The organism is Stenotrophomonas sp. 22DLJC03, assembly GCF_056861405.1.
In genome coordinates, this window is the sequence record NZ_JBSPUG010000001.1 from 861,213 (window position 1) to 883,967 (window position 22,755).

The following is a 22,755-nucleotide window of genomic DNA, read 5'->3' on the forward strand; positions in this document are numbered from 1 at the left end:
CGTCCGCCCCGGCCGCCACTCTGGCGGTCGGGGGAATAGCGGCAAGCCCGGTGGGCCGGGGCTCGATGATAGAATGCCGGGTTTCTGGCAGTGCCCACCATGGGCGGCCGGGTATCGGCAACTCCGGCTGTGTGCTATGACAGGCACCAGCCCCCGGACAATGGAATCACTTACCTATGGCGCGCGGCATCAACAAAGTCATCCTGGTCGGCAATCTCGGCAACGACCCGGACGTGAAGTACACCCAGGGTGGCATGGCGATCACCCGCATCAGCCTGGCCACCACCAGCGTCCGCAAGGACAAGGATGGCAACCAGCAGGAACGTACCGAATGGCATCGCGTGGTGTTCTTCGGCAAGCTCGGCGAAATCGCCGGCGAGTACCTGCGCAAGGGCAGCTCGGTGTATGTCGAAGGCAGCCTGCGCTACGACAAGTACACCGGCCAGGACGGCGTGGAGAAGTACTCCACCGACATCATCGCCGACGAGATGCAGATGCTGGGCGGCCGCGGTGAAGGCGGCGGTGGTGGTGGTGGTGGCGGCAATTACGGCGGCGGTGAGCGCCCGCAGCGCCAGCAGGCGCCGCGCCAGGAGTACGGCGGCGGCGGTGGCCAGCGCGGAGGCCAGGGTGGTGGCTATGGCAACCAGGGCGGCAACCAGGGCGGCGGCTACGGCAACCAGGGTGGCAACCAGCGCCCGCAGCCGCAGCAGGCGCCGCCGATGGACGACTTCGCTGATGACGATATTCCGTTCTGATCGAACGGTCGCCTGCAGCAGAAAAGAAAGCCCCGCGATGCGGGGCTTTTCTTTTTCCGGAATCCATTCGGAGTTGTGCCCCGCAGCATCGGTTTTCGTGCACCGCGACTTGCAAACAGACAATTTCCTCCCCTATGGTGCAATCGATTGCATTGCTGTGAATCGTTGCGTTTGATACCGGTTGGGAGGCCGGCAGGTGGATGTCCATCCATTCGATCAGACCGGCCCCGGCGACGGGCCTCACGCGGCGCGATGCGCTGCGTCTCGCAGTTGCCGGCAGCATTGGCTTGGGGGCGGCAGGCATGCTCCCCGCATTCGCCGCCACTGCGCAACTCAAGGGCAACCTGAAGCATTCCGTCGCCCGCTGGACCTTCCCGCAGCTGTCGGTCGCCCAGCTCTGCACGACAGTGAAGGACATCGGTTTTGCCGCGATCGACCTGGTCGGTCCGGAGGACTGGCCGACGCTGAAGGCCAACGGCGTGTACAGCTCGATGTGCAACGGCGCGGAGCTGGGCCTGACCAAGGGCTTTGCTGGCCGCCAGTTCCATGACCAGTTGGTGGAACGCTACACGCGGCACATCGATCTGGTCGCCGATGCCGGTTATCGCAACCTGATCTGCTTCTCCGGCAACCGCAACGGCATGGACCCGAAGGAAGGTCTGGCCAATGCAGAGGCCGGCCTCAAGCGCATCCTCGGGCACGCCGAGAAGCGCGGTGTGGTGCTGGTGATGGAGCTGTTGAACTCCAAGGTCGATCATCGCGACTACCTGTGCGACCACTCCGCATGGGGTGTGGAGCTGTGTCAGCGGCTCGGCTCGGACAACTTCGGCCTGCTCTACGACATCTACCACATGCAGATCATGGAAGGCGACATCATCGCCACCATCGGCAAGCATCATGCCTGCTTCAAGCATTACCACACCGCGGGCGTGCCCGGCCGGAACGAGATCGGAGACCAGCAGGAGCTCCACTATCCGGCCATCTGCCGCGCAATCCGCGACACCGGTTTCAAGGGATATCTGGCGCAGGAGTTCATGCCTGCAGCGCCCGATCCCGTTGGCTCATTGCGCGAGGCAATCCGCCTCTGCGACGTCTGAAACGATATCCACCCAGGTGAGAAACCCATGGCAGATAATCACTACGACGCCATTGTTGTTGGCTCGGGAATCAGTGGCGGTTGGGCAGCGAAGGAGCTGACCGAAAAGGGCCTGAAGGTCCTGATGCTGGAACGTGGACGCAACATCGAGCACGTCAAGGACTACGTCAATGCGATGAAGGAGGCATGGGATTTCCCGCATCGAAACCGGCCCACCCAGGCGATGAAAGCCGATTTCCCGGTGCTGATGCGCGACTACGGGCTGGCCGAAAACCTGGAAGGAATGTGGGCCAACGAGCAGGACTCGCCCTACGTCGAGACCAAGCGCTTCGACTGGTTCCGTGGTTACCACGTCGGCGGCCGCTCATTGTTATGGGGCCGGCAGAGCTATCGCTTCTCCGACCTGGACTTCGAGGCGAACCTCAATGACGGCATCGCGGCCGATTGGCCGATCCGCTACGCCGATATCGCGCCGTGGTACGACCATGTGGAGAAGTTCGCCGGTATTGCTGGTACGCGTGAAGGGCTGGACGTGTTGCCGGATGGCGAGTTCCTGCCGCCTATCCCATTGAACATCGTCGAGAAGGACGTGGCCGCACGGATCAAAAAGGCATTCGGCGGCACCCGGCACATGATCCACTCGCGCACTGCCAACATCACCAAGCCCATGCCCGAGCAGGGCCGCGTCAACTGCCAGTACCGCAACAAGTGCATCCTGGGTTGCCCCTTCGGCGCTTACTTTTCCACCCAGGCAGCGACACTGCCGGCGGCGATGAAGACCGGCAACCTGACCTTGCGGCCGTTCTCGATCGTCAAGGAAGTGCTCTACGACAAGGACCGCAAGCGTGCCCGCGGCGTGGAGGTCATCGACGCCGAGACCGGCCAGACCTACCAGTACACCGCCAAGGTCATCTTCCTCAACGCCTCGTCGTTCAACTCGACGTGGCTGTTGATGAACTCGGCCACCGATGTCTGGGACGGCGGGCTGGGCTCCTCGTCGGGCGAGTTGGGGCACAACGTGATGGACCATCATTTCGGTGCGGGTGCCTCCGGCCGCGTCGAGGGATACGAAGACAAGTACTACTTCGGCCGTCGTCCGTGCGGTTTCTACATTCCGCGGTTCCGCAACGTCGCGGCCGACAAACGCGGCTACCTGCGCGGCTTCGGCTACCAGGGCGGTGCCAGCCGCACGGGGTGGTCGCGCGAGATCGCCGAGCTCAACATCGGTGCCGACCTTAAGGAAGCGCTGACCGTGCCGGGCGACTGGCGTATCGGCATGACCGGCTTCGGCGAAATGCTGCCGCACCACGACAATACGATCCGCTTGGACCGGGAGCGCAAGGACAAGTGGGGGCTGCCGGTACTGGCGATGGACGTTGCCATGCGCGCCAACGAACTGGCGATGCGCAAGGACATGGCCGCCGATGCCGCAGAGATGCTGGAAGCGGCCGGCGTCAAGGACGTGAAGATGCATGACAACGACTACGCCCCGGGCAAGGGAATCCACGAGATGGGGACCGCGCGGATGGGACGTGATCGGAAGAGCTCGGTGCTGAACCAGCACAACCAGGTCTGGGATGCGCCCAACGTGTATGTCACCGACGGTGCCTGCATGACCTCCAGCGCCTGCGTGAATCCTTCGCTGACCTACATGGCGCTGACGGCCCGGGCCGCCGACCATGCGGTGCGCGAACTGAAAGCGGGGAACCTCTGATGGATCGCCGTGAACTGTTGAAAATGATCGTCGCCGCCACTGGTGCGGCCATGGTCGGCCTGCCTGCGCTCGTGCAGGGGCAGGCCCCGGCCGCCACTGCGAAGATCCATTTCTCCGACGCCGATGTCGGCACGCTGGACGAGATCGCCGAGACCATCCTGCCGCGGACCCGGACGCCAGGCGCGAAGGATGCCGGCGCCGGCCTGTTCATGGCGACGTTCGTCAGCGACTGCTATACCGCCCGACAGCAGGCAACGTTCCGCGCCGGCCTGGCCGACATCGACAAACGCGCCGGCGGCCGGTTCGTATCGCTCACACCAGAAGCCCGCACCGGGCTGCTGCGAACGCTCGATGCGGAAGCCAAGGCACGTCATGCCGACGTGACCGAAACCGGTACGCCTGAAGAGGGCGAGGCGATGCCACACTACTTCACGATGCTCAAGCAGCTGGCCATCTTCGGATTCTTTACCTCCAAAGTCGGCGCGACCGGGGTGCTGCAGTACGTTGCGGTGCCGGGGCGCTACGATGGCGACCTCGGCTATGTTCCCGGCACGCCGGCGTGGGGGACCAGCTGATGGAGCGCAAAAGGATGATCAAGCCGCTGCTGATCGCGGTGACCGTGCTGGTTGCCGCACCCGCCTTCGCGCAGAACGGTGCCGACGCTGCACGCGATCCGAAGAAGACCGAGGTGTGGACGCCGGTGCCTGCGACCGTGGCCACGCCGCCAGGCAGGGCCCCGTCCGACGCAATCGTGCTGTTCGATGGCAAGGATGTCTCCGCGTGGGAGTCGGAGCAGGGCGGACGCGTGCCCTGGAAGGTTGCCGATGGCGCCATGACCGTCGTGCCCGGCAGCAAGGGCATTCGCACCAGGCAACGCTTCTGCGACGTCCAACTGCATGTCGAGTGGCGCACGCCCACCGACACGAAGGGCTTCGAGGGACAGAACCGGGGCAACAGCGGCATCTTTCTGCAGGAGCTGTATGAGCTGCAGGTGCTCGACAGCTACAGCAATCCGACCTATGCCAATGGCCAGGCGGGTTCCATCTACAAACAGGCGATGCCGTTGGTGAACGCCTCGCGCGCGCCGGGCGAGTGGCAGGCCTACGATATCCTCTGGAAAGCACCGCGCTTCTCGGCGGGCGGCGGCCTTGCGTCGCCCGCGCGCATCACGGTGCTGCACAACGGCGTGCTGGTGCAGGACGACACCGTGCTGGCAGGCAAGACCGAATACATCGGTGCGCCTTCCTACGCGCCACATGGGTGTGCGCCGCTCTACCTGCAGGAGCACGACTCCAGGGTCAGCTACCGCAACATCTGGGTGCGCGAGCTGTAGTGGCACGCGGCCGGCGTGGTTGCCGGCCGCTTACTTCGCCAGGTAGCTGGCGATGTCATCGATTTCCTGCTGCGACAGCTGGGAGAAGGGCGGCATCAGCCCGCCGCCCTTGCTGATCTTTTCCTTGATCTGCGCGGGTGCCATGCGCTTGCCGATATCGGTGAGCGCCGGGAATGCGCCCGGCATGCCCGCGCGATCCGCACCATGGCAGGCCACGCAGTTCGCGGTGTAGAGCTTTGCACCGGCGGCCGGGTCATCCTTGCACCATGCTGCTGTCGCAAGGCTCATGCCTCCCAGGGCCGCCGCCATTGCCAGGATCATTTTCATGTGGGGCTCCTTGATGCGTCAGCGCCGCGCATGGGCAGGCGCTTTGGTGGTCAGGTGTTCACGCAGATAGTCCGCACCGGTCTGGACGACCTTGGCCGGATCGCGTGGCTGGTCGTGCTCGATGATGTACCAGTGCACGCCGGCGGCTGCCGCAGCAGGCAGGATCGCGTTCCAGTCCAGCACGCCCTGGCCCACCGCAGCGAATCCGCCTTCGTCTTCGGCCTGGTCCTTCGGCGCATTGTCCTTGGCATGCACGGCGAACATGTGCCCGCGGAATTTTCCCAGCATCACCGCCGGATCCAGGCCCGCACGCGCGACCCAGGCCAGGTCCAGCTCGGTCTGCAGGTCGGGGCCGGCCGCGGCGAACAGCAGTTCCAGGCCCGTCCTGCCGTTGAAGTCGACCAGCTCGAAGTCGTGGTTGTGGTAGGCCAGGCGCATGCCCTTGGCCCGCACCTGCCTGGCGATACTGCCCAGTTCCTGGCCCAGCGCGGTCCAGCCTGCGGCGTCGCTCGGGCGATCCTTCTTGTCCAGGTACGGAACCACCAGCGTCGTGTTGCCAATTGATCGGTTGAAGGCGACCACACCGTCCAGGTTGCTGCGCAACTCGGCCAATGGCACGTGCGATGAGATCGCCTTGATCGAATACCGGTCCAGCAGCTGCTTGAGTTCCGTCGCGCTGGTGTCCTGGGTGCCGACCGTTTCCACCGCGTGTACGCCAGCGTCGTGGACGATCTTCAACTGCTGGTCGAGCGAGCCGGCGTTGCGCAGGGTGTACATCTGCACCGCGATCGGTTTCTGCGTGCTGGCGGCTTCGCCTGCGAAGGCGGGCAGGGCAGTGAGCAGCAGGACGAGACTTGCAGTTCTACGGACAAGGGTTTTCATCTACAGATCCTCCCGGGTTTTCAACCGATGGCAGTCCAGGCGCGCGACCTGGCCGATGCAATGACACGATCGACGATCTGCGCCGAGCGCAGCCCATCTTCGAAGGTCGGCAGTCCCTGCGGGCGCTCGCCGTTGATGGCGAGATAGGTATCCGCAACAAATGCTTCGAAACACTGCGCGTACCCCTGCGCGTGACCGGCCGGCAACACCGACAGCCGGCGCTGCTCGGCACTGCCGGCGCCGGGCCCACGCACGAAGATTTCCTCGCGCTGGTCGGGCAGGCCGATCCACAGCCGCTCGGCGTCTTCCTGGTTGAACGCCACGCTGGCGTTGGCGCCATCGATCTCGAACCAGAGGCGATTGCGGCGTCCGGCCGAGACCTGGCTGACCGTCAGCGCCGCCAGCGTACCGGCGCCGGTTCTGAACAATGCCGCCGCCACGTCCTCGCTCGTCACCGCCTGCATCGGGCTGTCCCCCGTCGGCGTGCTGAAGCTCTGACCGGTGTCGGTGCCACGTTCGGCGATCACGGTATCGAACGCCGCGCTGACTTCGGTGAAGCGCTCGCCGCTGACCCATTCCACCAGGTCGCACCAGTGCGAGCCGATGTCGGCGAACACGCGCGATGCGCCACCCAGCGCCGGGTCCACGCGCCAGTTGTTGCTGGCAGGGTCCAGCAGCCAGTCCTGCAGGTAGCTGCCGTGGATCAGATGCAGCGGCCCCAGATCGCCTTGGGCGATGCGTGCGCGCGCCTCGCGCACCACCGGGTGGTAGCGGTAGACGAAGGGCACCGTAGCAACCAGTCCGGTCGACGCGGCCAAACCTGCCAGCGCCTGCGCATCTTCCAGCGTGGTGGCCAGCGGCTTCTCGCAGATCACGTGCTTGCCGGCTTCCAGCGCAGCCTGCGCCATCGAGCGGTGCAGATGGTTGGGCGTGCAGACGTGTACGACCTGCACCTGCGGATCGGCGACCACCTCCTCGATGTTCCGGTAGGCGCGCGGCACATTCCACGACTGCGCTGCCTCACGCGCGCGCTGCGGTGACGAGGCCGCCACGCCGCGTACCTCGGCACCAGCCAGCAATGCCGCACGGCGATGCACGGTACCGATCATGCCGGCGCCGATGATCGCGATTCCAAGCTTTGGCATCGGCTGCGGTCCTCAAGGCGTGGAAGGTGTGGCCGCGGCGGCAGGCCGCTCGCGGAACAGCAGCAGGAAGGCGACCAGCACGACCAGTGCAACGCCGGCCGGGAACAGCCAGATCTTCTGCCAGTCCGGCCCTGCGGCCGTCGTGTAGTGCTCGACCACCGCGCCGGACAGGAAGGTGCCGATCAACATGCCCACGCCGTAGGTGGCCAGGGTGATGAAGCCCTGCGCGCTGCTGCGTGCATCAGGGCCGGCATGCGCATCGGTGTAGATCTGGCCGGTGACGAAGAAGAAGTCGTAGCAGATGCCGTGCAGCACGATGCCGATCACCAGCAGCGAGAAGCCGCCACCCGCATCGCCGAAGGCGAACATGACGTAGCGAACCACCCACGCGGCCATGCCGACCGCCAGCATCGTCTTCACCCCCAGCCGCACGAACAGCAGCGGCATTGCCAGCATCAGCAGCACTTCGGAGACCTGGCCCAGCGATTGCAGGCCGGCCGCGCCGCGCACGCCCAGGTCGTTGAGATATGGGTTGGTGAAGTTGTAGTAGAACGACAGAGGGATGCAGATGGCGATGGATGCCAGGAAGAACACCAGGTAGGCGCGCGACCTCAGCAGCCGCAGCGAGTCCAGCCCCAGGATCTGCCCCAGTCCAGCGTCACGCTGCTGTGCCAGAGGCGGCGTATGCGGCAGGGTGAACGCGTACAGGCCCAGCGCCAGCGAGGCCATCGCCGCCATCTGGAACGTGAGCTCCAGACGATGCGCCTGTTCCCAGCCCAGCCAGCCGATCAGCACGCCTGCCACGATCCAGCCGATGCTGCCGGCCACCCGCACCAGCGGGAACTGTTTCTCGGGCGACTGCATGTGCCGCATCGCCACGCTGTTGGCCAGCGCCAGCGTGGGCATGAACAGCAGCATGTAGCCCATGACGTACGCCGAGAACATGCTGAAGCTGGTGGCCGTGGACGCCAGCCACATCAGCACAGCGCCGGCCAGGTGCAGCACCGCGAGGATGCGCTGCGCGGCGAAGTAGCGATCGGCGATCAGGCCGACCAGGAAGGGCGCGACGATGGCGCCGATGGACTGGCTGAGGAAGGCCGTTGCCACCTGGCTGGCGCTGGCCTGCAGCGGGCCCTGCACCAGGTACGTCCCCAGGGTGACGAACCAGGCCCCCCAGATGAAGAACTGCAGAAACATCATCGCGCCCAAGCGCGACATGGTGTGCGTCATGGCTTGCCCTCCCAGGGCGGTAATGGCTCAGATCCCCAGCATGCGGCGCAGTGAGTGTGGGGCCGTGCCGCTGTCGGCGAAATCATCGAAGGCACGCTCGGTTACCCGGATGATGTGGTCGCGGATGAACGCGGCACCTTCGCGTGCGCCGTCCTCGGGGTGCTTCAGGCAGCACTCCCACTCCAGCACCGCCCAGCCCGGGAAGTCGTACTGCGCGAATTTCGAGAAGATCGCCTTGAAGTCGACCTGGCCGTCGCCGAGCGAACGGAACCGCCCCGGACGATCAATCCAGTCCTGGTAGCCGCCATAGACACCACTGCGCGCGCTTGCGTGATACTCCGCGTCCTTGACGTGGAAGATGCCGATGCGATCGTGATAGCGGTCAATGAAACCCAGGTAGTCCATCTGCTGCAGCAGCAGGTGGCTGGGGTCGTAGAGGATCTTCGCGCGTGGATGCTGATCCACCACATCGAGGAAGCGCTCGAAGGTCGCGCCGTCATGCAGGTCTTCGCCCGGATGGATCTCGAAGCACAGGTCCACGCCGCAGGCGTCGAAGGCATCCAGGATCGGTCGCCAGCGGCGGCCGAGCTCGGCGAAGGCTTCTTCCACCAGTCCCGGTGGACGCTGCGGCCAGGGATAGAAGTAAGGCCAGGCCAGTGCGCCGGAGAACGTGGCATGCGCGGTCAACCCCAGGCGCTGGCTGGCCTTGGCCGCCAGCAGCAGCTGCTGCACCGCCCAGGCCTGGCGTGCAGCCGGATCGCCGCGCTTGTCTGCCGGCGCGAAACCGTCAAACAGGCTGTCGTAGGCGGGGTGGACGGCAACCAGCTGCCCTTGCAGGTGGGTGGACAGCTCGGTGATCTGCAGGCCATGCCCGCCCAGCATGCCAGCGAGGTCGTCGCAGTAAGCCTGGCTGCGCGCGGCCTCGGCCAGATCGAACAGGTGGGGCGCGCTGGTCGGTACTTGTAGGCCAGAATAGCCCAGCGCCGAGGCCCATCCGGCCAGCGTGTCCAGTCGATCAAAGGGAGGTGTGTCGCCAATGAACTGCGCCAGGAACAGCGCTGGACCCTTGAGCGTCTTCAAGATGATTCGCCCTGATGCAATCGATTGCATTACCCTAGCATGGGCCTCCTGCAGACCCGTTGTGCACTGCACAGCGGCTGGAACAACGTAACGCCATGGCAACCATCTACGACATCGCAAAGCACGTTGGCGTTTCCGCTGGCACGGTGTCGCGTGCGCTTTCGCGGCCGGACAAGGTGCTGCCGGCCACCCGCACGCGCATCGAACAGGCGGCTGCTGCCCTGGGCTATGTGCCCAACACGGTCGCCCGGACGCTGAAGACCCAGCGCAGCGGCAAGATCCTGGTCACCGTCCCGGACATCGCCAATCCATTCTTCGCGCAGATCCTGCAGGGCGCGGAGGACGCGGCGCAGGCGGTCGGTTACGCCGTGCTGCTGGGCGATACCCAGAATCTGCCCGAGCGCGAGGAGCGCTACGCGCAGATGCTCCGGCGCAACGAGGCCGACGGCCTGATCGTGCTGGGGCACCGCCTGCCGCCGACGGCCCACGAGATCGTCCAGCAGCGGGGCACCGCTGCACCGGTGGTCAATGGCTGCGAATTCGATCCCGCGCTGGGCATCCCCAGCGTGCACATCGACAACGCGGCCGCCGCGCGCGCGGTGATGGACCATCTGTATGGACTGGGGCACGAGCGCATCGCCGTGGTCGGCGGACCGTCCGACAATCCGCTGCACCAGCAACGGATGGAAGGGGTCCGGGCCGCCGCCAAGGCGCGTGGCCGCCTGCGCCAGCTGGGCATCGTGCCGGGCGACTTTTCCCTGCAGTCCGGCCATGCGGCTGCGCAGGGGCTGTTGGCCTCGGCCGCCGCGCCGACGGCGATTTTCTGCTTCAGCGACCAGATGGCGCTGGGCGCCCTGGCGGCCTGCCGGGATCTGGGCATCCGCGTGCCGGATGACCTGTCCATCGTCGGCTTTGACGATCTGGCATCGTCGCGTTACCTCACGCCGCCGCTGACCACCATCCGGCAGCCCATGCGCGAGATCGGTGAGCGCGCGGTCAGCCTGCTGCTCGCCATCATCGAGCAGGTCGATGTGCCGCTGCAGCAGACGCTGGATTTCAGCCTGATGCTGCGCGGCTCGACGGCTGCACCCAGGAACGGCTGAGGGCGGTGCGCGGCAATGGACGTGCGGCCGCCGGCCCGCGCCGTTGCAGCCAGCAACCCTTGATCCGGAATTGACGCGAAGCTGTCAGACTCGGCACAGGCAGCCCGCCAGGCTGCCAGGGGGGAACGTGCGATCGCTCAAGGGGGTCGGCCATGCCGTTCTTGATTGACGCGACGGAAGTCGCAGTCGAGGGCATCGGCGCGGCACGGCGCATCGGCTGGATGCGCTTCGTCGGCAATGGGCTGGGGGCGATCCCCATCGCTTCGATCATTCTCGAACGCCAGGATGGCGCTTGGGCGTGGGTACTGTTGCTGCTCAACGCGTTGGCGTGGCCGGCGCTTGCACTACTGCTGACCCACCGATCCCGCCAGCCCGCAGTGGTCCAGTTCCGCTGCATGGTGGCCGACTCCTTCTTCGGCGGCGGCTGGATCGCCTTCATGGCGCTGAGCGCGGTCCCCAGTGCGTTGTTCGCCGCGCTGCTGGTCGCCGACAAGATCGCTGCCGGTGGCGTGCGGTTGGCGATGCGGGCGACGCTGGCACTGGTGCTGGGCTTTCTGCTCAGCTGGTGGGCGCTTGGATTTCCCTACCAGCCCATCTCCTCGCAGCGCACGATCGTGCTGAGCGTGCCGTTCCTGTTCGTGTATGGCATCGGGCTGAGCATCCTGAGCTGGCAACTGGCACGCCGGGTCAAATCACAGAACCGCCAGCTGCAGCGGTTGAGCCGGATGGATCCACTGGTGGAGCTGGCCAACCGTGGCTTTCTGATCCTTCGCGCGCAGCAGGTGCTGGACAAGGCGCAGGGACAGGGTGGATTCGCCTGCCTGCTGATGCTCGACGTTGACGACTTCAAGCGCATCAACGATTCACATGGGCACCGGGCCGGGGATGAGGTGTTGCGGCAGATCGCCGCCACCTTGCGCGAATTCGCGCGCCCGGGCGACATACCGGCACGGTTGGGTGGCGACGAATTCGTGGTGCTGCTGCGTGATTGCACAACGCGTGATGCGATGCATGTGGCCGAGCGGATCCGGCTGCATCTGCTCGAAGCGGCAAGGCAGGTGGCACCGGGCGTGGAGTTCAGTGTCAGCATCGGTATCGCGGCGACGCCGGGCCAGGGCACCGTGGAAGACTGGTTGGCCACGGCCGACAAGGCTCTCTATCACGCCAAGCGCCAAGGCAAGAATACGGCCAGCTGGGCGGACTGATATACGGCACCGCACGCCGTGCGCATGCGGGTATCAGAGCGCTCGTTCCCAGACCTGGCCGAGCAGATCGTGGCCAAAGCTGTGGTGGGGTTCTTCCTGCACCAGCTGGAAGCCTGCGCGTTCGTACAGGCGCCGGGCATCGGCCAGCACGCTGTTGGTCCAGAGCGTCATCCGCGTATAGCCGGCGGACGCCGCAAACGCGATGCACTCTTCCACCAACCGGGCGCCGATGCCCATGCCGCGCGCGGTGGCATCCACATAGAGCAGGCGCAGCTTGGCGGTGCTGTCGTCCTGCCTGACCACGAACACCGAGCCCACCATGTCGCCGTCCTTCTCGGCGATCCAGCAGCGTTCACGCGCCGGGTCCAGTTCGCGCAGGTACCTGGCAACGATCTCCGACACCAGCGCTTCGTACTCCGCATTCCAGCCGAATTCGCGGGCGTACAGCGCGGACTGCCGCGAGACCACCAGCCCCATGTCGCCCGGCCGCGGGTCACGCAGCAGGTACGAGGGAGACCTGTCGCCCAGCACGCTTTCGATCTGGCCCATGGCCGAAAGCAGCATCAGCTGTGCCGTCTCGGGCAGCGTCGCCAACAGCTCGGCCATTTCCCGCCGCGAGGTTTCTTCCAGCGGCGCGAACACGCTGTGCCCAACCGGAGTCAGGGTCAGAACGACCACGCGCGCATCCTCGGCCGAGCGGTCCTTGATGAGATAGCCCTGCCGCTCGAACCTGGCGATGACCCGGCTCACATAGCCGGCATCCAGGCCCAGCTCGCGGCACAGGTCCGAGGGCGACAACGGTGCGTGGTGGGCCAGTTCGTACAGGATGCGGACTTCGGTGAGGGACAGGCCACTGCGCAGCAGCGATTCCTGCAGTACGCCGATCTGCCGGGTATAGAAACGGTTGAAGCGCCGCACTGCATCGGCGCGTTCGGAAAGCGTACCCGTTGTCATGGCCGATCCACTTGTTTGACTTGGTCAAATAATTACTTGCCCAAGTCAAATAATCAAGGGGTAGGCAGCTCCGTGCTGCGGGCGTCGCCCAGCACCGGCGGCGGCTGTGCGCTGCTGCATGCACAGCGCAGTAGCGCGGCGGCCAGCGCGGGATGCTGGCCGCGCATGGCCAGCTGCAGGGCGGTGATCGGCATGCCTAGTTCCAGCGCGACGAAGGCCAGGCCCGGCCGATGCAGGGTCTGCATCGAGGCCGGCACGATGGCGATGCCCAGGCCCGCTGCGGCCAGGTTGATGGCCGAGGCCACCTGTGGCGCTTCCTGCTGGATGGTGGGGGTGAAGCCCTGGCTGCGGCAGGCAGCGACGACATCGGCGCTCAGGCCATAGCCGGATTTCCGCGAGAACAGGATGAAGCGCTCATCGCGCAGCTCGGTCAGTGCGATGCCCGCCCGGCAGGCCAGCGGGTGTTCGGCCGGCAGTACCGCCACCAGTGGTTCGGCGCTGAGCTGCTGGATCACCAGCTCGCCGGGATGCGAGTACGGTGGGCGCACGATTACCGCGTCCAGTTCGCCGTCGTCCAGGCGCCGGATCAGGGATTCACTGCCGTCTTCGACCAGTTGCAGCTGTACCGCCGGATGCGCCTGCCGGAACCTGCGCAGCAGGGCGGTCACCGCGTCGTTGTATGAGGCCGATTCGGTCAGCCCCAGCGTGAGCGTGCCGACCTCGCCGCGTGCAGCGCTCAGCGCCTGTTCCTTGGCCTGGTCGACGCGCGCGAGGATGTCCACTGCAGCCGCCCAGAACACGCGGCCAGCGTCACTGAGCACGATGCCGCGTCCCTGGCGATGGAACAGCGGCGTGCCGATCTCTTCCTCCAGGGCGCGGATCTGCTGCCCGAGCGGTGGCTGGGCGATATGCAGGGCCTCAGCGGCCTTGGTGAAGCTCTGCAGTTGGGCGGTCATGACGAAGTAGCGCAGGTGGCGCAGTTCCATTGGAACCTCAGGCGTTCTGGTGCTGTACGAACACGGTATTGGACGGTCGCCGGTGGCGGCAACATCATCGGTATCCCACGGCAGATGTCCAACTACAAGGGAGACCACATGAAGAAGACACGTCGGCTGCGCGATCTGCTTCGGCAAGGCAGCGTGATCGCACCGGGCGTATTCGATGGCTTGTCGGCACGCCTGGTGGAGCTGGCCGGCTTCGATGCGGTGTACGCCAGCGGCGGGGCCATCGCACGTTCGGCCGGCGTGCCGGACATCGGCCTGCTCGGTCTCAGCGAAGTGCTTGCGCAGGTGGAACGGATCGTCGATGCCTGCGATCTGCCGGTGATCGCCGACGCTGACACCGGCTTCGGCGGCACCGCGAATGTTGAACGTACGGTGCGCGCGTTGGAAAGGGCAGGGGTTGCCGCCCTGCATATCGAGGACCAGGCCTTCCCCAAGCGCTGTGGCCACCTGGACGACAAGACGCTGGTGGACGTGGGCGAGATGTGCACGAAGATCCGCGTCGCCTGCCAGTCGCGGATCGACCCGGAGCTGATGATCATCGCGCGTACCGACGCCATCGCCTGCGAAGGCCTGGACGTGGCGATCGAACGCGCGCGTGCGTATGTGGAGGCGGGCGCGGACATGATCTTCGTTGAAGCACCGGAAACGCTGGAACAGATCGAGGTGATTTCGCAGCGTGTTCCCGGGCCGAAGTTGATCAACATGTTCCACAGCGGCAAGACGCCGCTGGTGCCGGTGGCGCGGCTTGCCGAACTCGATTACCGGTTGGTGATCATTCCCTCGGACCTGCAACGCGCGGCGATCCGGGCCATGCAACGCACCCTGCAGGAGATTGCTGTGACCGGTGACAGCGGACGTGTCGCCAATGCGCTGGCCAGCTTCAGCGAGCGCGAGGAGATCGTGCGTACCGGTCGTTATCTGGCGCTGGATCGCGCCTGAGTCGAGGAAGCCTGCCGGGGGCAGGGAGGCGGCCTGTGCAATCGTGGCGTAACGGCCATTCATCCTGCACGCGGCATCGCCACGGCAATCCTCTACCATGGGCCACCCCGCCCGGACCTGCCCTGATGCATGACGCCCTTGTTGCCCAGCCCAAGCCCCCCGTCCCGAGGATCGCGGCCTGGCTGATGATGCTGCTGGGCATGTGGCTGGCGTTGAAGCTGGGCCTGGTGGTGACCCTGCTGTCGGGCCTGCTGGTGTTCCAGCTGACCCACCTGCTGGCTTCCACCGTGGAGGGCAAGCTGCCGCCAGGCCGGGCGCGGGCCATCGCGGTGATCGTGCTGTCAGCGGTGATCATCAGTGCGCTGGTGCTGGCCGGAATCGGCGTGGCGTCATTTTTCCGCAACGAGACCGGTGGGCCGGACGCGTTGCTGGCGCGGCTGATGGAGATCCTCAATTCGTCGCGGCACCAGGTGCCGGCGCTGCTGCAGCCGTACATCCCCGAGGACATGCCGGCACTGCGTACGGCGCTGAACGACTGGGCCGCCGAACATCAGCGCCAGCTGGGCGTGGCCGGTACCTCGGTGGTGCAGGTGGGTGTACGCGTACTGATCGGTATGGTGCTGGGCGCGATGATCGCGCTGTACGACGAACTGCCGCTGCCGAAGATGGGGCCGCTGGCGCAGGAGCTGATCGGCCGCACCAGCCGCCTGGCCACCGCGTTCCGCCAGGTGGTGTTCGCGCAGGTGAAGATCTCGCTGCTCAACACCGTGTTCACCGCCATCTTCCTGCTGGGCGTACTGCCGTTGTTCGGCGTGCACCTGCCGTTGTCCAAGACCCTGGTGCTGATCACCTTCATCGCCGGCCTGCTGCCTGTGGTGGGCAACATCATCTCCAACACCATCATCACCATCGTCGCGCTGTCGGTTTCGTTCTATGTGGCGGTGGCGGCGCTGCTGTACCTGATCGTGATCCACAAGCTGGAGTACTTCCTCAACGCACGCATCGTCGGTGGTGAGATCCAGGCCCGTGCCTGGGAGCTGCTGCTGGCGATGCTGGTGATGGAAGCGGCGTTCGGCCTGCCGGGCCTGGTTGCCGCGCCGGTGTTCTACGCCTATGTGAAGCGCGAACTGGTCGACCAGCGCTGGATCTAGTACGGCAGGGTGTGACGCATTTGCCCCGGCCAGGCGCTTGGTGAGGCCTTGCCGGCGCATTCGCGGTGACTGCGGTATACCCGTGGTCACGGTTCGCGCGGCACTGGCTTGGCGCTACCGGGACCGGCAGCTACAGTGATCCGCACTTCAGGGGAAATTTGCATGGCCGGCAAGGCATCGCCCATCGGGTTGCGGACCTGGGTCTGGATCCTGGCGGGGTTGTTCGTGGTCTGTACGCTGCCGTTGATGGCCATCGCGCTGGTCCAGGGCACACTGCGCTACAGCGCCGCCGAAGACAATCTGGTCAGCCTGCGCCAGCTGCGGCAGACCTTCGACCTGGCCAACCTGGTCTCCGCCGAACGCGGCCCGGCCAACAGCCTGCTCGGCGCCGACCCGGCCGATGCCGCCGAACACGCGCGGCTGGCTGCGCAGCTGGCGATGGCGCGCAGGCGGGTGGATACCTTGATGCAGCAGCTGGACAGCGTGTTCGGGGCTGCTCCCAGCGTAGTGGATGAGCAAGGCCTGCTGGCCGATGCGCAGCGTCGGCTGAAATCGGCGCGTGCGGCGGTCGACCGCGTCACCGCGCAGCCGCAGGAGGAGCGCCGGGTGGAGGAAGTGGAGCGGGCGATCAACAGCATGTTCGCGGTCGTCGACCGGCTGCACCTGCTGACCTCGGCGCAGATCAATCTGCTGGTCAGTGTCGACCGTGAAGCAGCCATTCCGGCGATGCAGGGCCAGGTGCTGATCGATCTGCGCGAGCATGGCGGTCGCCTGGCGTCCAATGTAATGGCACCGGTGGCGGTGCGGGGCGCCTGGCGCGACGAACAGGTACGCGCTGCTCTGCAGACCGAGGGCCGCCTTCTGGAGCTGTGGCGGCTGGCTGGCAGCCACCAATCGGTGTTCCGCAGTGACCCGGCGCTGTCCTGGCATTGGGACATGGCTCGCTGGCAGTTCTTCGGCGAGTCGCTGCCGATGATCGAGCAGCTGATCGAGGACGGTCGCCGCGGCGTGCCGCCACCGTGGACCGCGGCCGAGTTCACCGCACGCTACGTGCCGACACTGCAGTCGCTGGAAGCGCTGCGTGATGGTTACCTGAGCGTGTCCATCGCCCGTTTCGAGCGCACCCGCAACCGCGAGGCGACGCGGCTGGCAGTGCTGCTGGCGACTGCGCTGGGCACGCTGGTGGTGCTTGGGGTGGCCCTGCGCATTGCCCATCTGCAGATCCTGCGGCCGTTGCTGCAGGCGCAGCGGCAGGTGATCCAGATCGCCTCCGATGCACCCGGGCCGGAGCAGCACGTCACCCATCCGCTGGCCGAAATGCAGCGCCTGTTCGATGCCATCGAAGTGCTGCGCGAGAAGTCGCGGGAACGCTCGGCGTTGACCAGTGAGCTGCGCCAGCTGGCCGGTACCGACGAACTGACCGGACTGCTGAACCGGCGCGCGCTGGAGGAAGTGGTGCAGCAGCGGCATGCCGAGGGCGAGGCCAGTGCGGTGGTGATCCTGCTGGACGTCGACCGCTTCAAGGCGATCAACGATGGCCATGGCCACGATGCCGGTGACCAGGTGCTGGAGCAGGTGGCACAGCTGCTGCAGCGCCACCTGCGCCGCAGTGACAGCATTGCCCGCTACGGTGGCGAGGAATTCCTGGTGCTGTTGGCCGACGGTGATCTCGCGGGTGGCCGCCGCTTGGCGGAGTCGCTGCGCCTGGCGCTGCAGCAGCTGGACATCGTAATCTCGGGTGGCATCGAACTGCGGGTGACCGCCAGTTTCGGCGTGGCCCAGGGCGGCACCGATGCACTGGGCTGGCGCACGCTGCTGCGTGCCGCCGATGCCGCCATGTATCAGGCCAAGGCGCAGGGCCGTGATCGCGTCCGGGTGGCCGGTGGTGGGCGCGTTCCGCGCTGAAACGCCACGTTCATCGCTGGCGCACGCAGTGCCATCTAGACTGACCCTCCGATCGCTTGGAAGGAGCCATCATGACCGCTCGCCCTGTTGTCGCCGCAGTGCTGCTGGCCGGGTTGTTGGCCGGCTGTACCTCCACCGCTTCGCAGACGGCTGCGGATGCGCCGCGCCATCCTTCGATCGCCGCGGACCTGAGCCCGGTGCCGGCCTTCACCGGTGGCGGTGCGGGTTGGAGCATCGAGATTGCTTCTACCGGCAAGGGCAACCACGATGCCAGCCTCAGCGCTGACGGCCGCACCCACAAGGGCACGCTGCGCTATATGGGGCAGCCGGCGGATGCACCCAGCTCGCTGGTCGTGCTCAACGGTGAACTTGGCAGGCAGCCGGCCGTCGTCGAGATCAAGCGCGAGTCGTGCCGCACTGCCGAAGGTGTCGACACCCTGGCCAGCGTACAGGTGACGATGGAGGGGCAGCCACAGCGCCGCGGTTGTGGCCACCTGGCGGTGTATTGAGGTCACGCGACGGCATGCTTGAGATTCCCACGCTTTACACCGAACGCTTGCGGCTGCGCCCGCAACGGCTCGATGACTTCGAGGTCTACGCCGCGTTCCTGGCATCGCCGCGCGCGGGCGGCATGGGCGGTCCGTTTGGTGAGGTCGCCGCGTGGGGGCAGTTCTGCCACGATCTGGCCAGCTGGCAGTTGTTCGGCCACGGTGCGCTGATGATCGAGCGTGGTGACAATGGTGCCTGCATCGGCCAGGTTGGTATCAACCACGGTCCGCTGTTCCCGGAAAAGGAACTGGGCTGGCTGCTGTACGACGGCCATGAGGGGCAAGGGTTCGCCACCGAGGCGGCCGGCGCGCTGCGCGACTGGGCCTTCGTGGTGGCGCAGCTGCCGACCCTGGTCAGCTACATGGCGCCGGACAATATGGCATCACAGGCCGTTGCGCAGCGGCTGGGCGGCGTGCTCGATGCGCAGGCCGTGCGCAGCGATGCGGATGATCTGGTGTACCGCTACCTGCGTTGAGGCCTAGCCGCGGGTGGCGGGGGCCTGCACCGTGCGGCCGAGCGCCTTGGCGACGCCTTCGCGCTTCTCGATCAGGAACTCCATCAGTGCACGCACGCGAGGTGGCATCTGCTCGCGCGAAGGCACATACAGGTAGAAGCCGGGGAACGGCGTGGACCACTCCGGCATCAAGCGGAGCAGGCGTCCATCGGCCAGCATCGGCTGCAAGGAGAGGTCGATGTGCTGCATCACGCCCAGTCCCTGCAGCGCGGCGCGGATCATGCCCTCATCGTCGTTGGTGACATAGCGTCCGCGCGGTTCCACTTCAAAGTCATGACCGGGCTGGCCCGGCGTGCTGAATTCCCAGGCATAGATCCCGCCGCTGCCGGTCTGCCGGTAGCCCAGGCACTCGTGGGCGGCCAGTTCGGCGGGCGTGGTGGGCGTGCCATGGCGGGCCAGGTAGGCCGGCGAGGCGACCACCACCATTTCCAGCATAGGCGTGACCGGCACGGCGATCATGCCTTCGGCCAACCGCTCGCCAAGGCGGATGCCGGCGTCACAGCCGTCGGCAACGATGCTGGACAGGCCGTCGTCCATCACCAGCTCGATTCGCAGCTCGGGGTAGCGCGCGAAGAACTCCGGTAGATGCGGTTCGATCAGCGTCTTGGCAGTCAGGCGCGCGGTGTTGATGCGCAGCAGGCCGGACGGAGCGTCATGGCTGGCGCGCAGGTCGCGTACTGCGGTTTCGATGGTGCTCAGCGATGGCCGCAGTGCGTCGAACAGGCGCTGGCCTTCCTCGGTGAGCGACATGTCACGGGTGGTCCGGTGCAGCAGGCGTACCCCCAGCTGTTTCTCCAGGGTCTTCAGGCTCTGCGACAACGCCGGGCGTGAGACCCCCATCTCAACGGCCGCTTTGGTGAAGCTGCGGTGGTGGGCGATGTGGGCAAACCAGGCCAGCTGGGGCAGCAGGGCCGGGTTGATCGGGCTGGGTGCGCTCATGGGGCTCGGTCGGCAGGAGGGCGGGAGAAGATGGCGGCACAGGCTGTCGTTCTTTGGTAATTGCAGCTTACTACTTTGGTTGTGATTGGCCTCTTTTTCGGTCCCAATCCCGAGTCTATCGTGCTTGCATCGGCGACACCCGTCGCCTCCCGCCGCTACCGAGGAGCCGCAGCATGGAAACCATCAACATCCAGAATCCGGACATGGCCTGGCCGATCGCCGCCGACCTGCATTTCCCGCCGGACTTCGACCGCAACCGGGTCTATCCCGCGATCATCAGCATGCATCCGATCGGCAGCTGCAAGGAGCAGACCGCCGGCAACATCTACGGTGAGGCCCTGGCTCGCGAGGGCTACATGGTGATCGCCTATGACGCCAGCTTCCAGGGCGCCAGCGGTGGCGAGCCGCGTCGGGTCGAAGACCCGACCCAGCGCGTGGAGGACGTACGCCGCGTGGTCGACCATCTGGTCACTCTGCCGTACGTGGACGCCGAACGCATCGGCGTACTGGGCATCTGTGGCGGTGGTGGCTACGCGATCAACGCCACCATGACCGAGCGACGCATCAAGGCGGTCACCAGCATCACCGGTGTCAACTTCGGCCGGCTCAGTCGTGAGGGCTTTGGCGGCTTCGATCCGATCGGCACGCTGGAGGCCATCGCTGCCCAGCGCACCGCCGAGATGCGCGGCGGCGAGGCCCGTGTGGACCTGTTCCTGCCGACTTCGGTGGAACAGGGGCGCGCCGCCGGCATCACCGATATCGACGTGCTGGAGGCCACGGACTATTACCGCACGCGTGAGCCGCAGCCCAACGGCGTGGTCAGTGCGTTGTTCTCGCATCGCGGTGCAGCGGTGGGCTGGGATGCCTTCCACCTGGCCGAAGTCCTGCTGACCCAACCGTTGCTGGTGGTGATCGGTGACAAGCCGGGTGGCTTTGGCGCCTACCGTGATGGCCTGGAAATCCATGGCCGTGCGGCGTCGAAGCACAAGCAGTTGAAGGTGGTGGAAGGCTGGTCGCACTACGACCTGTATGACAAGCCGGAGCCGGTGCGCGAGGCCCTGTCAGCGGTCGTTCCCTTCTTCAAGCAGCACCTGTGAGCTGATGTGGCAGGTGGTGCCGGCCACGGGCCGGCATCATCTGTACGCGGAGTATTCCGCCCAGTCATCGAGATCGGCCAGTTCCGGCGCCAGCGCATGTTCGACCGCGCGGCGCAGCAGTGCCGGCGCGACGTAGTGCCGGTGTGCGGCATCGATCAGCGCCATGTAGATGCGGCCGAACGCATTGAGGGTCTGCACGCGTGAGCCGAGGCTGATCTCGATATGTCCATCGGCACAGCGCTGCACTCGTACGCTGCTGCGGAAACGCAGATGGCGATCATCGGCGCCGAGCAGCACTTCGGCATAGTCATCTTCTGTATCGACATGCGAATCCAGCACTGGATAGCGGCCGGCGAACAACCGGCTGCGATCGGTCGACAGTAGTGACGATACCGGGCAGCCGAGCGGTGACGTACGCAGCCGCAACGGCGCAACCAGGCGGTTGCGCAGCGCCATCAACCGGCCCACGCCGCTGGGGGGATTGCGCAGGAAGCCTTCCAGTACCTCGGCCAGCAGTGTCGACGCGGAACGCTGCCGCACCTGCGTACTGTCCAGCAGTAGCGTAGTCAGGTCCTGGTAGTGGCTGAGCGGTAGCGCGGTGGCCAGCAGGCCGTCGTTGTGTGGCGGCTGCGACTGGATGGGGTAGGCCGGCGTAGCGCGTTCGACGAACCCACGCAGCGGCTGCAATGTGATCCGCCGCAGCGGGCCGAACCATGCGCGGGTGCGCGCGCATAGCCGGGCACGCAGGCTGGGGGCCGCAGCCTGCAATGACAGCTGTACCAGCGGTGTGGCCGTCAGTGCGGCGGCCGTTGGCCAGCAGGCTTCCGGCAGTACGTCGGTCAGGCTGGGAATGTCGGCGGCATTGCGCTGTACCTGCGCACGGGTGTGCTCGCTCATCGCACCGGCCAGTTCATTGCTGTGGCACGACAGCGCGAACAGCGCCGGATGGTTGCGGTGGTTCGATGCGAACTGGTGCCAGGTGCCGCCGCCGAAGCGCACGGTGAACAGGCAGTCCGGCGGGATGCGGACGCGCCGCAGCGTGTGCGCGAAGACGCCGGGATCGCTCGCCAGCTCGGCGTCGGAAGCGCTGGCGAAGCGCAGCTCGGCACCAGCGCTGCCGGCGATGGCCGTGAACATGCGTGGACCGGCATGGCGATGGAACGGATGGCCACCGGCACCAACAGAGAAACTGTACAACGAGGACGGATCACCCTGCTGCAGATGCATGCCGCCCAGCCGTGCGGAGGGCTCATCCAGCGCATCGATGAAGGCCGGATGGTGGCGCTGGCGCTGGCTGGCGTCGGTGATCAGTGCATCACCGGCACCGATGCCCAATTGCGCGATCAGCGTGACTTCGGTCGGGCTGGCTCCTTCCCGGGCGGGAAGCTTGACTGCTGGAAACGAACGGCGGTCGCGGGTCGATCCAGGCATGGTCGCGCTCCTTGGCAGGGATGCTCAGCGGGCAGGGGACTTGCGGCGGGCGCGGGCTTCGCGCTTGAGCGGGCCACCGACCGGACAGACTTCAGCGGCCCAGGAGAACAGCGTATTGGCCAGGCGGTCCGGCACCTGCCGGAAGTACACGAACTGGCCACGCTTCTCGCGTTCGATCAGCCCGGCTTCCTCAAGGATGCGCAGATGGCTGGACAGCGCGGGCTTGCTGAAATCGAAGCGCTCGGCCAGTTCACCCGCGCTGAGCTCGCCGGCGCTGAGATAGGCCAGGATCTGTCGGCGGGCGGTGGAGGCGAGGGCTTCGAAGATGCGGTCCATGGCGAGCTAATTAACTAATTCGTTAATTGATAGTCCTCCCGCTACGGCCGGCTGTCAAGCGTCGGC

Annotated in this window: 23 protein-coding genes; 13 read left to right on the forward strand and 10 right to left on the reverse strand. The window is 66.1% G+C overall.

The genetic code is table 11. The annotated features are described in order from the left end of the window. Positions 1–176: 176 nt before the first annotated feature. The 5 genes from AC13GA_RS04010 (at position 177) to AC13GA_RS04030 (ending at position 4,898) form a co-directional block, all read left to right on the forward strand. Positions 177–755, forward strand: a complete 579-nt coding sequence (locus tag AC13GA_RS04010; RefSeq protein ID WP_482997566.1) for a single-stranded DNA-binding protein — start codon at positions 177–179, stop codon at positions 753–755. A gap of 200 nt (positions 756–955) precedes the next feature. Further along, entirely contained in the window at positions 956–1,852 is an 897-nt protein-coding gene (locus AC13GA_RS04015) for a hydroxypyruvate isomerase family protein (protein WP_211195185.1), read from the forward strand. A gap of 27 nt (positions 1,853–1,879) precedes the next feature. Next, entirely contained in the window at positions 1,880–3,565 is a 1,686-nt protein-coding gene (locus AC13GA_RS04020; RefSeq protein ID WP_482997567.1) for a GMC oxidoreductase, read from the forward strand. Then, positions 3,565–4,140, forward strand: coding sequence for a gluconate 2-dehydrogenase subunit 3 family protein (locus AC13GA_RS04025; RefSeq protein WP_426354059.1), 576 nt, complete (start codon positions 3,565–3,567; stop codon positions 4,138–4,140). The genes AC13GA_RS04020 and AC13GA_RS04025 overlap by 1 nt, the downstream gene beginning before the upstream one ends. 14 nt (positions 4,141–4,154) lie before the next feature. Continuing rightward, positions 4,155–4,898, forward strand: a complete 744-nt coding sequence (locus tag AC13GA_RS04030; protein WP_426354058.1) for a 3-keto-disaccharide hydrolase — start codon at positions 4,155–4,157, stop codon at positions 4,896–4,898. A gap of 30 nt (positions 4,899–4,928) precedes the next feature. Here AC13GA_RS04030 and AC13GA_RS04035 read toward each other — a convergent pair whose 3' ends face one another. Genes AC13GA_RS04035 through AC13GA_RS04055 form a run of 5 tightly spaced genes read right to left on the reverse strand, consistent with a single transcriptional unit; the run spans position 4,929 to position 9,562 of the window. Beyond that, on the reverse strand, positions 4,929–5,225 hold the full coding sequence (locus tag AC13GA_RS04035; RefSeq protein ID WP_046985711.1) for a c-type cytochrome: 297 nt from the start codon (positions 5,223–5,225) through the stop codon (positions 4,929–4,931). Positions 5,226–5,243: 18 nt separating this feature from the next. Then, positions 5,244–6,107: a sugar phosphate isomerase/epimerase family protein gene (locus tag AC13GA_RS04040; protein WP_426354056.1), complete on the reverse strand. Its 864-nt coding sequence runs from the start codon at positions 6,105–6,107 to the stop codon at positions 5,244–5,246. Between the two features lie 20 nt (positions 6,108–6,127). Then, positions 6,128–7,252, reverse strand: coding sequence for a Gfo/Idh/MocA family protein (locus tag AC13GA_RS04045; RefSeq protein WP_482997568.1), 1,125 nt, complete (start codon positions 7,250–7,252; stop codon positions 6,128–6,130). A gap of 12 nt (positions 7,253–7,264) precedes the next feature. Continuing rightward, entirely contained in the window at positions 7,265–8,482 is a 1,218-nt protein-coding gene (locus tag AC13GA_RS04050) for a nucleoside permease (protein WP_482997569.1), read from the reverse strand. A gap of 27 nt (positions 8,483–8,509) precedes the next feature. Beyond that, positions 8,510–9,562 (reverse strand): sugar phosphate isomerase/epimerase family protein, encoded by a 1,053-nt coding sequence (locus AC13GA_RS04055; protein ID WP_295377418.1) that lies wholly within the window; start codon positions 9,560–9,562, stop codon positions 8,510–8,512. 95 nt (positions 9,563–9,657) lie between these two features. Here AC13GA_RS04055 and AC13GA_RS04060 point away from each other — a divergent pair, with 95 nt between their 5' ends. Both AC13GA_RS04060 and AC13GA_RS04065 read left to right on the forward strand, forming a co-directional pair. Beyond that, entirely contained in the window at positions 9,658–10,665 is a 1,008-nt protein-coding gene (locus AC13GA_RS04060; RefSeq protein WP_046985716.1) for a LacI family DNA-binding transcriptional regulator, read from the forward strand. Between the two features lie 152 nt (positions 10,666–10,817). Continuing rightward, positions 10,818–11,870 carry a sensor domain-containing diguanylate cyclase gene (locus AC13GA_RS04065; protein WP_004147793.1) on the forward strand — a complete coding sequence of 351 codons (1,053 nt, stop codon included), beginning with the start codon at positions 10,818–10,820 and terminating at the stop codon, positions 11,868–11,870. A gap of 33 nt (positions 11,871–11,903) precedes the next feature. On the opposite strand, the gene AC13GA_RS04070 is transcribed toward AC13GA_RS04065, so the two are convergent. Further along, a complete protein-coding gene (locus AC13GA_RS04070) occupies positions 11,904–12,824 on the reverse strand; it encodes a bifunctional helix-turn-helix transcriptional regulator/GNAT family N-acetyltransferase (protein ID WP_426354051.1) in 921 nt (306 codons plus the stop codon). A gap of 53 nt (positions 12,825–12,877) precedes the next feature. Then, positions 12,878–13,810 carry a LysR family transcriptional regulator gene (locus tag AC13GA_RS04075; RefSeq protein WP_253078448.1) on the reverse strand — a complete coding sequence of 311 codons (933 nt, stop codon included), beginning with the start codon at positions 13,808–13,810 and terminating at the stop codon, positions 12,878–12,880. Between the two features lie 108 nt (positions 13,811–13,918). Here AC13GA_RS04075 and AC13GA_RS04080 point away from each other — a divergent pair, with 108 nt between their 5' ends. The 5 genes from AC13GA_RS04080 (at position 13,919) to AC13GA_RS04100 (ending at position 18,847) form a co-directional block, all read left to right on the forward strand. Next, positions 13,919–14,767: an isocitrate lyase/PEP mutase family protein gene (locus AC13GA_RS04080; protein WP_482997570.1), complete on the forward strand. Its 849-nt coding sequence runs from the start codon at positions 13,919–13,921 to the stop codon at positions 14,765–14,767. A 125-nt stretch (positions 14,768–14,892) separates the two neighbouring features. Then, positions 14,893–15,918: an AI-2E family transporter gene (locus tag AC13GA_RS04085; RefSeq protein WP_046985719.1), complete on the forward strand. Its 1,026-nt coding sequence runs from the start codon at positions 14,893–14,895 to the stop codon at positions 15,916–15,918. A 162-nt stretch (positions 15,919–16,080) separates the two neighbouring features. Then, the gene (locus AC13GA_RS04090; RefSeq protein ID WP_482997571.1) at positions 16,081–17,823 is read left to right on the forward strand and encodes a GGDEF domain-containing protein; all 1,743 of its coding nucleotides are present in this window, start codon (positions 16,081–16,083) and stop codon (positions 17,821–17,823) included. Positions 17,824–17,894: 71 nt separating this feature from the next. Next, a complete protein-coding gene (locus tag AC13GA_RS04095) occupies positions 17,895–18,332 on the forward strand; it encodes a hypothetical protein (protein WP_482997572.1) in 438 nt (145 codons plus the stop codon). A gap of 14 nt (positions 18,333–18,346) precedes the next feature. After that, on the forward strand, positions 18,347–18,847 hold the full coding sequence (locus AC13GA_RS04100) for a GNAT family N-acetyltransferase (RefSeq protein WP_482997573.1): 501 nt from the start codon (positions 18,347–18,349) through the stop codon (positions 18,845–18,847). 3 nt (positions 18,848–18,850) lie between these two features. On the opposite strand, the gene AC13GA_RS04105 is transcribed toward AC13GA_RS04100, so the two are convergent. Then, entirely contained in the window at positions 18,851–19,825 is a 975-nt protein-coding gene (locus AC13GA_RS04105; RefSeq protein ID WP_426354043.1) for a LysR family transcriptional regulator, read from the reverse strand. A gap of 173 nt (positions 19,826–19,998) precedes the next feature. On the opposite strand from AC13GA_RS04105, the gene AC13GA_RS04110 reads away from it, so the two are divergent. Further along, positions 19,999–20,922 carry an alpha/beta hydrolase gene (locus tag AC13GA_RS04110; RefSeq protein WP_482997574.1) on the forward strand — a complete coding sequence of 308 codons (924 nt, stop codon included), beginning with the start codon at positions 19,999–20,001 and terminating at the stop codon, positions 20,920–20,922. A 36-nt stretch (positions 20,923–20,958) separates the two neighbouring features. Here the strand turns inward: AC13GA_RS04110 and AC13GA_RS04115 are convergent, their stop codons facing one another. After that, positions 20,959–22,353: a DUF2867 domain-containing protein gene (locus AC13GA_RS04115; protein ID WP_482997575.1), complete on the reverse strand. Its 1,395-nt coding sequence runs from the start codon at positions 22,351–22,353 to the stop codon at positions 20,959–20,961. A 24-nt stretch (positions 22,354–22,377) separates the two neighbouring features. Further along, on the reverse strand, positions 22,378–22,689 hold the full coding sequence (locus tag AC13GA_RS04120) for a metalloregulator ArsR/SmtB family transcription factor (protein ID WP_004147836.1): 312 nt from the start codon (positions 22,687–22,689) through the stop codon (positions 22,378–22,380). Between the last annotated feature and the right edge of the window lie 66 nt (positions 22,690–22,755).